Source organism: Pseudomonas sp. NPDC098747 (assembly GCF_044760045.1).
In the GTDB taxonomy this organism is placed as follows: Bacteria; Pseudomonadota; Gammaproteobacteria; order Pseudomonadales; family Pseudomonadaceae; genus Aquipseudomonas.
The window spans coordinates 120,854-131,945 of the sequence record NZ_JBIWAL010000012.1 but is presented as its reverse complement, the minus strand read 5'-3'; the positions used below and the strand labels follow the sequence as shown (position 1 = coordinate 131,945).

General features: G+C 54.3%; 7 protein-coding genes and 2 pseudogenes. 7 read left to right on the top strand and 2 right to left on the bottom strand.

Going from position 1 to position 11,092, the window contains the following annotated elements; translation table 11 throughout:
- The 7 genes and pseudogenes from ACIQVE_RS10835 to ACIQVE_RS10805 form a co-directional block, all read left to right on the top strand.
- Nucleotides 1-129 (top strand): annotated as a pseudogene (locus ACIQVE_RS10835) (type VI secretion system tube protein Hcp); the annotation flags it as partial.
- Between the two features lie 137 nt (nt 130-266).
- Complete coding sequence (locus ACIQVE_RS10830; protein WP_402807730.1) at nt 267-2,234, top strand: type VI secretion system tip protein VgrG; 1,968 nt, start codon at nt 267-269, stop codon at nt 2,232-2,234.
- A 3-nt stretch (nt 2,235-2,237) separates the two neighbouring features.
- Complete coding sequence (locus ACIQVE_RS10825) at nt 2,238-3,086, top strand: DUF4123 domain-containing protein (RefSeq protein ID WP_402807728.1); 849 nt, start codon at nt 2,238-2,240, stop codon at nt 3,084-3,086.
- The gene (locus tag ACIQVE_RS10820) at nt 3,083-3,880 is read left to right on the top strand and encodes a hypothetical protein (RefSeq protein ID WP_402807725.1); all 798 of its coding nucleotides are present in this window, start codon (nt 3,083-3,085) and stop codon (nt 3,878-3,880) included. The genes ACIQVE_RS10825 and ACIQVE_RS10820 overlap by 4 nt, the downstream gene beginning before the upstream one ends.
- Nucleotides 3,877-6,120 (top strand): lipase family protein, encoded by a 2,244-nt coding sequence (locus ACIQVE_RS10815; protein WP_402807723.1) that lies wholly within the window; start codon nt 3,877-3,879, stop codon nt 6,118-6,120. Before ACIQVE_RS10820 ends, ACIQVE_RS10815 begins: the two co-directional genes overlap by 4 nt.
- Nucleotides 6,121-7,218: 1,098 nt before the next feature.
- Entirely contained in the window at nt 7,219-8,259 is a 1,041-nt protein-coding gene (locus tag ACIQVE_RS10810; RefSeq protein WP_402807721.1) for a DUF1176 domain-containing protein, read from the top strand.
- A 45-nt stretch (nt 8,260-8,304) separates the two neighbouring features.
- Nucleotides 8,305-8,475: a hypothetical protein gene (locus ACIQVE_RS10805; protein WP_402807719.1), complete on the top strand. Its 171-nt coding sequence runs from the start codon at nt 8,305-8,307 to the stop codon at nt 8,473-8,475.
- A gap of 342 nt (nt 8,476-8,817) precedes the next feature.
- Here ACIQVE_RS10805 and ACIQVE_RS10800 read toward each other — a convergent pair.
- Both ACIQVE_RS10800 and ACIQVE_RS10795 read right to left on the bottom strand, forming a co-directional pair.
- Nucleotides 8,818-10,082 (bottom strand): annotated as a pseudogene (locus ACIQVE_RS10800) (IS3 family transposase); the annotation flags it as partial.
- 352 nt (nt 10,083-10,434) lie between these two features.
- Nucleotides 10,435-11,088: an ABC transporter ATP-binding protein gene (locus ACIQVE_RS10795; protein ID WP_402807738.1), complete on the bottom strand. Its 654-nt coding sequence runs from the start codon at nt 11,086-11,088 to the stop codon at nt 10,435-10,437.
- Nucleotides 11,089-11,092: the final 4 nt, after the last annotated feature.

Below are 11,092 nucleotides of genomic sequence, written 5' to 3'. Positions count from 1 at the left end.
AACTGCCAGGATCCAAAGAATTCGCACTTTACGCACCTGGAGGAAGTCGAGTTTACCTACCGCAAGATCACCTGGACCCATGAAGTCTGCGGCACCTCGGGTTCCGACGACTGGCGTACCCCGCTGTAAGGGCGCGTCTGTTCATTGAGTCAAAGCATCGGCCAGGTTGCACTTGGCCGATGTCATCTAGGGTATTGAAGACATTTTGCGGGCACTGATGCCTCACAGGGCAACGAGCATCGTGGTACTGCAAGTAGGGAGTAAGGATGTTCTTGCCGGCCAACACTGCGCACTTCACGCTGCAGATTCCCACAGTTCGTAACGACTTTAAGGTACTGGCCTTCGAGGGCGTTGAGGCGATCAGCCAGTTGTACGCCATCCGGGTTGAGCTGGTCAGTGAAGACCCCGATATCGACTTGGAAGCGCTGCTGAGCAAACCCGCCTTTCTTCAGTTCGGCTTGAATGGCGAAGGGATCCACGGCCGTATCGAAAACGTGAGCGTGGGCGAATCGGGTCGACGTTTAACCCGCTACCAGTTGAGTCTGGTGCCGGTGCTGCATTACTTGCAATTTAGCTACCACCAACGCATTTTTCAGAAGCTGACGGTGCCGCAAATCATCGCTCAGGTCCTCAAGGGACACGGTATTCAGGCCGATGTCTACACCTTCAACGTCAGCACCAGCCCCGTACGTGAATACTGCACTCAATATGGGGAGTCGGATTTCGAGTATCTCCAGAGGCTGTGCGCCGAGGACGGGATTGCCTGGCACCACCAACACTCGGCCACTGATCACCTGCTGGTATTCACCGACGATCAGACCTGGTTTCCCAAGCTGGGCGATGTGTCGTATCAGCAAGGTTCTGGCACGGTCGCGGATCAACCGGTGATCAACCATTTCAGCCAAAGTTTCAATACGCGAACCAGCAAGGCGACGCGCCGTGATTACGATTTCAAACGGCCCAGTCTAGTGCTGGAGGGCGGAGTCACCACCGATTTCCAACCGGCGCTGGAGGACTACCGCTACGGCAGGCCAATGGCGAGTCTGGATCGCGCCAAAATGCTGGCCAAGCAAGCGCTGGAGCGCCATCGCACTGACTACCAACTGGCAGAAGGTAAAAGCGATCAGGCCATGCTGCGCAGTGGGCACTTTTTCAAGCTGGCTGAACACCCGCGCCAGGCGTGCAATGATTTATGGTTGCTATTGAGTGTTAAACACACAGGCCTTCAACCGCAGGCTCTCGAAGAGTCGGTCACCAGCGACACCAAGCCTGAAGACGGTTTTACCCAAGGCTACCGCAACAGTTTTTCCGCCATTCCTTGGGATGTGTTCTACCGTCCGCCGCTGCCCTCGCGCAAACCCATCCTGGTCAGTCAGACCGCACGCGTGACGGGTCCGGCCGGTGAAGACATCGCGTGTGATGAGTTCGGGAGGGTGAAAATCGAGCTGCATTGGGACCGCGCCGAATTAAACAGTGACCAGAGCAGTTGTTGGGTGCGGGTCGCGTCCAATTGGGCCGGTGAGCACTTCGGCTCGGTGACCATCCCGCGTGTCGGCATGGAGGTCGTGGTGACCTTCAACGAAGGCGACCCCGACCAGCCGCTGATTACGGGGTGTGTGCCCAACACAGTCACCGCCATGGCGTACGCCCTGCCCGAGCATAAAACCAAGACGGTTTTGCGCAGCCAGAGTTCACCGGCCACGGGCGGGTACAACGAGCTGATGATTGAAGACCGGGCCGGGCAGGAAAAAATTTACCTGCGGGCCGAGCGCGACCTCCAACAACTGATCCGCAACGACAGCACGGCCACCATTGGTAATGACAGCCGTGAGGAAATCACCCGGAACAGTTACCGCGCCATCGGCGGCACTGAAGAACATCAGATCACTGGATTGCGCACTACGGTGCTTGGGGCGGATGACCGCACCACGGTGACGGGCAGCAGTTACACCCACACTGGCGTGATTCATGTCATTGAGGCGGGCGACCAGGTGCATATCAAATCTGGCGCCAACGTAATTCTGGATGCGGGTGCCACGCTGACCCTCAGAGGCGGTGGGCAGCATATAGTGCTAAATCCGGGCGGAATTTTCAGCAGCGTTCCTATTATCGAAGAGGCCATTCCGGCACCGTTCGTACCGTTTACCATCGTCGCTAACGCCAAGGAGCGGGCAGCGGACTTCTGCCCGATTTGCGAAGCTTGCCGCCTTGGCCTTTGCAGCATTGGAGAATAAACCATGACCATCCCTCAACAATGGCTACAGGCCCAAGCACAACTGGGACGCACGCTGTACCTGGTGCTGGATTCGTATGGCCAGTTGGACGAACGAGCCGAGTTGGTCAACGAGCTGGGCGCTAAGCGCTATCGCAGCCTGTACAGTGGCACGGCTGCCGAATCTTTGGCCAGCGTAGGGCCTTACCTGTTTCAGTTGGGTACGGCCCAGTCAATGAGTCTTCAGGCGTTGCTGGATGCTCCCGAACGTCACTGGGGCTGGCTCGCCAGCAGCGCGAGCGCAGATCTGGAGGCGGTGGCGGCGCATTGGCGCGCCCGCTTGGTGATGCGGCAACCGCCGAATCAGGCGGTGTATCGTTTTCACGATAACCGCGTGCTGGGGCGCGCCTTGGCCCACCTGTCCGTCGAGGAGCGTCCGGCCTATCTCGGCGCCTTGACCAGCGTGTGTTACTGGCATGCCGAGCAGTGGATGGTCACCGACAACCCTGCTCCCGGTAGCTATCCACTTCCGCTGGATCCGGCGTGGCATCACCCCCCCGTCCCCGAAGCGATTACTGCGGGTGTGCAGTTCGACAACGTACGTCGCTACCTGATGCGCGAACACCCCGACAGCGTCCTCGCTCTCGCCGAAGACCATCACCTCGATACTTGGTTGACAGAGCAACTGGTACTGGCGCGCACCTGGGGGTGGTTGGAAGTTGACCAAATGCACTTTTTGCTGACGCAGAGCCTGCACGCTCCAGGGTATACCCCGCCCCAATCATGGTCGCCGCGACCGAACGAAACCCCAAGCGCTCATTTTGAGCGAGTGGAACAGGAAGTCCATTTTTGGCAAGGACATGTGCCGGTATGAAACGCTTTATTTACAGTCTCGGCTTGGGCTGTGGTGTGTGGCTAACCACGGGTTGTTCCGTCCTCGGTCAGGCCGACAGCTTCACCCTGACCGCTGATTTACCCCCGGATTTTACCTACACCGCCATCGCCACCTACGTACCGGTCAAAGGGCAAACCTGCACGCCAGGCAAGAGAGACACCACGCTGGCCTTCAATCAGTTTTGGCGTTCCGATTACGTGTATCAGCCCACGCATGACATTCCTCTGTACCGAACGGCCAGCGGCTGTGCGCTGGCGTTGCATAACGTAGCGTTGGATGTCAAGGCGGCCTATGGCAAGGCCCGGGGTGATTCTAGCGGTGACTACGCCACCATCGCGGTGCGCGATGAGTTACTGGAAGCCACCAAGGGCACCTTTGATGCCGCTGGAGAAAGCAAGTTGTCCGGTCAATGCCAATGGTCGTTTCGCACAATGGGCAAACCGCGGATTTTAACCAAACTTCTCACCTGCAAAAAAACCGATGCCCAAGGCACTGTCACCCGTGGCCATCCGTTTGCGGCCTACACCCTGGATCAGTTGCCGGGGAAAACCGTGAAGCTGAGCATCAAGTTGGCGGAGGAGGAAAAACCAGCGATTGGAGATACTTGGGTCAAGGTGCCCGGCGGCTGGAAACGCTGCATGGGTGACAACTTCGAAGACCAATACGCCTTTTGTTACGGCAATCACACCGACTTCAGCACCTTCAAAATGGTCGATGGTCGCGTCTGCACCATCTACCCCGGTTGCACCGAAAACAAGGAACAAACCCCATGAGTCTCCCACCGCTGTCCGAACAGGACAAAGCGAGCCTGCGCGGCGATATCCACACCTGCCCGTTGAAAGGCCACTGGGTCAGCTTTCAATTGGTCGATGAGTTCGGTGACGGCACACCCTATGCCGGATTGAGTTATGAGTTCACAGATTATGACCACATTGTCTACACCGGCACGCTGGATGCCAATGGCTATGCCAAGCGAGACGATCAGTATTGTGGGCCGGTGGTGCTCAAGCTGAATCAGCCGTATGAGGGGCACGAGAAAACCTATACGTTTTTACGGGAACGACCTCACTATCCGCTGCCCATAACCGAGTTGCAGGTGCGCGCGGAAAAGACCCGCTTTGCCCTAAAATCCGGTACACGCACTAAAGCCAACCCAGCCCAAGCGAATGCCGATATCTACTACCAAGTAGAAGTTTCTCAATTTGTGGAACATTCAGCTCACTTGCCACCGATGGTCCGCAGCGACTTTGAGGCCAACGCCACGGTACTGGAGCTAATGCCGCAACGGCCCGCCCCTAACCCGGCGACTCCAGGGAGCAGGAAGAAAGCACCCAAGCCGTTTGGTATTGGCCTGATGCCGAACAAGCACCACGTATTGGAAGTCCGTCCCTTACGCGCTCTGCGGCCAATGATCTCAACCGACAATGCATTTTGTGCGCTCAACCAGTACCAACTGGCGCTGATGGCCACCCTGAGTTACGCAGTGTTTGGTCAAGATCCAAACAAACAACCGGTGGAAGCACAACACGTTACATTTCCACATCAACCCAGTGTGGGGAACTGGTTTGGCGCGTCTTTAGCCGCATTTGACGAGCTGTGGCAGGTCGATGCCACGCAGACCAAGGCCTATTACCCTCTTTACGAAGAAGTGCCTTACTCCAGGCGACTGGAAATTGCGCCTTTTGACCCTGTGCTGTACCCCGAGGTCAATGACCCCAGTCTCGAGGATAAACAGGAGAACCCGGCCAATATCCACTTTCTCGACCATGTCGGGGGTAAGGGAAGTACGGACACGCAAGTATTCATCACCCATCATGATGAACTGGTTCTGATCTCGGTTCGCGGTACTGCCGGGTGGGGGGATATCGTTCGTGACGCGAATGCTGAACAGGTGCCCTTTGACGAAGGGGATGGCCACGTGCATAACGGCTTTTATGGCTCGGCCAAGGCCGCCTATGACTTTGCTGTAAGATACTTGGAGAAATTCTACAGCGGGCAAAAACTGGTAATTACCGGCCATAGTCTGGGTGGAGCAGTTGCTCTAATTGTGTCGGAATGGCTGCGGCGCAACCCCAGACAATATGACATTATTCTTTATACCTATGGCGCTCCTCGTGCCGGCGACGCCGAGTTCGTTAAAGGTGCTTCCGCCCTGACTCATCACCGTACGGTCAATCACAATGATCCAGTACCCAGTGTGCCGGCACCGTGGATGGACACCTCGACACCTACCCTCGTAGCGGGCGCCGTTATGACCTTCGTCGATGTTCCTACCGGCATGGGGTTGTTTGGTGTTGGATTGAAAAATTTCAAAGGTCCGGATTATGAGCATCACGGCAAACTCCGTCATTTCATGCCGGTGGTCTTTGCCGACAAGCATCGATCTTCCATTCTATGGGAGCCAGGCTGCGACACCGTTGCGCAACATGCGATTTGTACCGAAGCCCAAAAGCTCATCAAAGACATGCCGGTTCGTGATCACTTCCTAACGCAGGTAGGCAATGCAGGGAATCACAGCATGGTTGGAAGTTACATTCCGTGTTGCTGGGCCAGCTTGCGCCGCTGGAATGAAGCCCATCGGACCAAGGGCTTTAAGATCACTTCTCGCGAATATGACTGGGTTCATGGTGCGTTGGGCCGCATCCAGAAGCAGTTGCAAGACGTGGAAAACAATCAGGCCGCGAGTCCCGACAAGCGCGTCCAATCGCATTCAGCTCAAGCTGAACGTCAGGCGCGGCAGCAGGAAATTGGTCGGTTGAAAACCGACCTCACACGATTGGAAGGCTTACGTTATCAAACCGTCAGTGATGAAGAAGTTTTTGGTGATTTCGCCGGTACACCTGAGTTGCTGGAAGCCTGGTCTCGCTGGGAAACGCATGCCGAAAACAACACGATGGAGCAGTTGGCGATGATTCCACCAGAGGTCGTGGATGATGAGCAAATGATCGCCTCGATAGTCGGTGGCCACGTCATTGGCGCCCCATATGAATTTGATATCGATTCGGTCACTTAGCGGCAGCGTCAAGCACTCTGGGATTCAATAACGTAGAGCGAATCGGCGGCGGCCAACGCAAAAAAATTTGATACAAGCTTCGCCTCGAACCGTCCGAACGTTCAGTTTTTCAGGATGATTTGCAGGTTCACTTGAAGGGCGTTGACGACATTTGGCATCTCGTCGTCGCGCCCAACATGTGCACTGAGCATGGAAGCTTTTTCCAGTATGGTGCCCCCTAAAAGGCGCAAGCAGGACGAGCCCATATCATCTTGACCACCGCTATCACCTTCGCATGATTGAACCACCTCTTAAACGCTTGAAGGTATGCAGCAACTGGCCCATTCGCACACCTGGGCTGCGATTCCTCACTCGATTACACAAGGGAGTTGTGTGCCCGCTGTGTTCTTTTCTGGCCAAGTGCCGCAATAATAAAAAACGGCGCAAGTACTCAGCAAATTGATAATTCCCAAGGAGCTGTTTGACGTTCACAGACCACGCAGAGGAAGAGTACAGGCCCGCAGAACAGGGATTTAAACACCGACCTTCATACGAAGTTTCCCATGCCACGCATGATGGTCAGGGACGGATAGAGCTGGCTTTTGAAAGCTGTAACTTAATCTACCAGCGCTTCCACGCGGGGCCGGGAGTCGGAAAGTAGTTCAACTGTTCACCACTTTAACAGAGGGCTCAGATTTTGATTGTGGCTAGACCACCGAGCGTTCGGGTTTTGCGATAGCCGAAAATTGATGATGTGGACGGCCCACCGGTCAAGCGAAGAACCAGCTCTGAACATTGGCTTTTGAAGCCGAAAATTTTTTAAGGATCGCAAAGCGCGACTCCCATCATGGCGCATGGGATATGCCCCAAAACAGACGCCGGATAGATTTAAGTATACCGACCACTTCACCCGTAAATCAGTATTTCAAAAAAGGGGGGCATAAATTCTTCAGAGTTAACTTAAGAAAATTTACTATTCCATTGTTCCCCAATCACTTTTAAAGCCACAACCATCGCTCGACGCACTTTAAAATTTTCGTTAAGCTCTTGGTTTCAAGGAAGCAATATTACCCTATTCACGTGCGGGATTGCCTTCAGCTCTCCTGTTAAAGGATGTTAATGAAATTTAATTTTTTGCTCTTGCCAATGCTATGCATCAGCGCACTTTCTCAAGCACAAATTCCGGATGCAGGCGTAGAATTTTCCTATAAAGATTGGGACCTGATATGTAATAGGACGGGTCAATGTCAGGCTAGGGGCTATTCGCCCGGGGACGGAAAAGACGGCGTAAGTGTGTCCTTTACGCGCGAGGCAGGCCCATATGTATTATTTGAAGGCTCGTTGGATTTTGCTGAACTGAGTGGGAAGCCGCCTTCACTGCCCGTAACTTTGCTCATTGACGATGAAGTCATAGGTGAAGTCAGGAGCGAAGGGGGGCCTTTTGGGGAGTATAGGTTCATACTCGACGATTATCACATCCAGGGCCTCATAACTGCATTAGCGGGGAATACTCACATTCAGTTCGTTGATGCTCAGAATCGTTCCTGGAAACTGTCAGACGCCGGGGCCACCGCAATACTGATAAAAATGGACGAACTCCAAGAGCGCATCCAAACCCCTGGAGCTGCGATTATGAAGGGTGACGAAAATGAAGACTGGGTGCCACGACCACGACCACGATCTCAGCATTTTATCGATAAGAAGCAGCTCGTAGATACCCGCGCTGGTGATGAGTTTCTTGCGAGCGTTTCTGCTGTACGTGAAGCGTTAAGCAAAGCCTTAGATCATCGGCATCGCTGCCCTGATCTAAAAAATAGCGAAAATATTCAGCCTCTGAAAATTGAGCGGCTCAACGAACATCGCCTACTGGTTAGCACGCAATGTTCAAATAACAGCTTCACCACGAAGATGGGTTTCTGGGTGACGGAGGATCGCCCCCCTTATCTATCGAAGCTGGTTACCGACGTAGGAACTCGGTTTGACCGAAACCGCGCCGAGATCGGTTCTTGGCAGAAACAGAACGCACTGGGCGACTGCGTGAAAACTTCGTATTGGAAGTGGGATGGAGTAAGTTTTTTACTTGATTTTCGTACCAACTCCATGCGCTGTCGAGGCTTCAAAAATGGCGCGTCGAATATACCGAGCTACGTGGGTGATTAAAGCAGTCAGGACAACGAGCAAAAGATTTGTCCTGGGAATATCGATATGGAACTGGTGATGAATATTCATGCCCAAATGCAGCTGCTGTCGCCTCCCCCGGGCCATCGAAGAATGAACTACTTCGTATTAGCGGGTGCGCTGTTCTTGCTGGTGATTCTAAATACTGGCCATTACAACAAATCCAATCATACTGAAACAAATATCATTTTTTTGTAAAAAACACTACGCTTAAAATAACGCTTTTTAACATTCATGCAAATGAAGGAAGTTATCGCTAGGTACACAGATTGGATAATTAGCAGCGACAGGATACCATAGACTATTGCAAGTACAGATGGGGGATTGAAACAGAGGTGAGAACGCCGGCCAGTGTTGTGATATGCGCTCAGCAGTAGAAGCGTTATTCGAGGACAGATAAAAAACCGTTAGTAGAATCCGAACAAGTCGTCAGATGTGCTGAAATTCAGTCACGGTGTTTGTCAAAGTAGTTCACTCCGTCACTTTTACACTCACCCAAGCCCTGGCAGCTTCCAAGCTGGCAAAGTCCTTCTGCGGTCATTGTGGGCAATACTTCAGCGTCAGGAACAACGACTCCGAGTACGGGTTATCGTTGCTCACACGTGGTCGGCCACGTGACGGCGTGATGCCCAACTCGTGCATCTTGGTCAGCATCGTCACCGACTTCATGGGGGCACCGTTGTCCGAATGCAGCACCAACGGTTCCCGTAAACATTGCTCACCGATAACGCTACGCTGCAATAAAGCGGCGGCTTTTTCGCCGCTTTCATGTTCGTACACTTCCCAGCCCACGGCCTTGCGGCTGTAGATGTCTTCGATCAAATACAGGTAGTAGAACTTGCCGCGTACTGACGAGGGGCAATAGGTAATGTCCCACGACCACACCTGATTTGGGCCTCGCTGCGTAAGTCGTCGGCGCGGCATATCGCCCTGGGCGCTGACTACGGCCTCGGTGGTGCTGTTGGCCCGCAGCTCTTAGCACGCGATAAAACGTGGCCTCGGACGCGAGATATTGTCCTTGGTCGGCCAGTCGCGGGACGATTTGGCTGGGAGGCAGACGCGCGTAAGCCGGGCTGTTGCACAGCGTCAAAATGGCCTGCCGCTCGCTTTCGCTGAGCGCGTTGGGAGGGGCTGGTTTGACAACAGTCGTGCGGGCATCCGCCAGTAGTGTCGGCATCTGATTCCAGCGATGAAAGGTTCTCAAGGAAATGCCAACCTCACTGCAGGCTTTAGCTTTTCGAGCGCCGGCGTTGATCGCCACCATTGCTGCCTTAACGAGTGCGTGCCGTTCTGGCAGCGAGGTCAATTGTCCTCGCTGTCGTTCCCCCAGTAGGCATTGAGCTTTTTTCTCAGCACCAATAACGCGACAGTTTCAGCCAGCGCCTTATCTTTACGACGTAGTTCGCGCTCAAGTTCCAGGATGCGCGCTTTGTCTCTGCGCGTTTGTTCATGATCTTCCTTGCTCAACACATGCTCCGCTTGTTGACCGGTGATGCATGCTTGGCGCCAAGCGCTGACATGCTCCGGGTAGAGGCCTTTACGACGGCAATATTCGTTCAGCTGGATTTCTGAGAAACAGGCCGTCTCAATGACGACGGCGAATCGAACTTCGGCAGACCAACTTTCGGCTAGCGGTATGTCGTCTGGCACCGCGCTTCCTTCTGGACTGACGAGCTTGCGCCAGCCCATTAATGTAGCTTTGCTGACACCCTCGCGCCGAGAAACTTCGCCCATCGAAAGGCTGAGTGGGGGGGGAGCAGCATCTTGAGTAGTGCGGCTTTACGTTTCGGTGAATAGTAGGCCAAGCCCGATCTCTTTCCGCCCCCGATATTTTAAAAAAAAAACACTGACACGCCAACTATCCTGACACCGGGGGGACACCGGGGGAAAATGACCCAAAACCGGGTAAAAAAATGTCTTTTTCTTATCCCGCTTTTATCCATTTCTTATCTAATTTTTACCCACGAATTACCCATTTTTCAGGCCGTTTGAACATTCTATGAGACCTCCAATTCGTCCTGAAGGCCCCATTCTTTCTGGATTTAGCTCAATCCGTAGACTCGGAAAATAGCCCCCACCCACCCAACAGGGGATTCGAAGTTTTGGGCGGGCATGAAAAAACGGCCCGAAGGCCGTTTTTTTGTTTGGCGAAACTCATCATCCGCCGAGGTACGCCTCGCGCACTTTCGGGTCGGTCAGCAGAGCCTCACCGGTGCCTTGCATCACCACGCGGCCGTTCTCCAGAACGTACGCACGGTCGGCGATTTTCAGCGCCTGGTTGGCGTTCTGCTCGACCAGGAACACCGTCACACCGTCCTTGCGCAGCTGTTCGATGATGTCGAAAATCTGCTGGATGATGATCGGTGCCAGACCCAGCGACGGCTCGTCGAGCAGCAACAGTTTCGGCTTGCTCATCAGCGCACGGCCGATGGCGAGCATTTGCTGTTCGCCGCCGGACATGGTGCCGCCGCGTTGGGCAAAGCGTTCTTTCAGGCGTGGGAAAAGTCCGAGAACCTTGTCCATCTGTTCCTGATAGTCGCCCTTGTCGGTGAAGAATCCGCCCATGGCGAGGTTTTCTTCAACGGTCAGACGGGCAAACACCCGACGACCTTCCGGCACCACGGCAATGCTTTTGCGCATGATCTGCGACGAGTCCTGGCCGACCAGTTCCTCACCCATGTAGCGGATGCTGCCGCTGTGCGCTTGCGGCGAACCGCACAGCGTCATCAGCAGCGTGGACTTGCCGGCACCGTTGTCGAGTATAAGGCTCGCGATCTGTACCTTAGGGACTACGGCGGTGAAGCTGTGCAGGGCA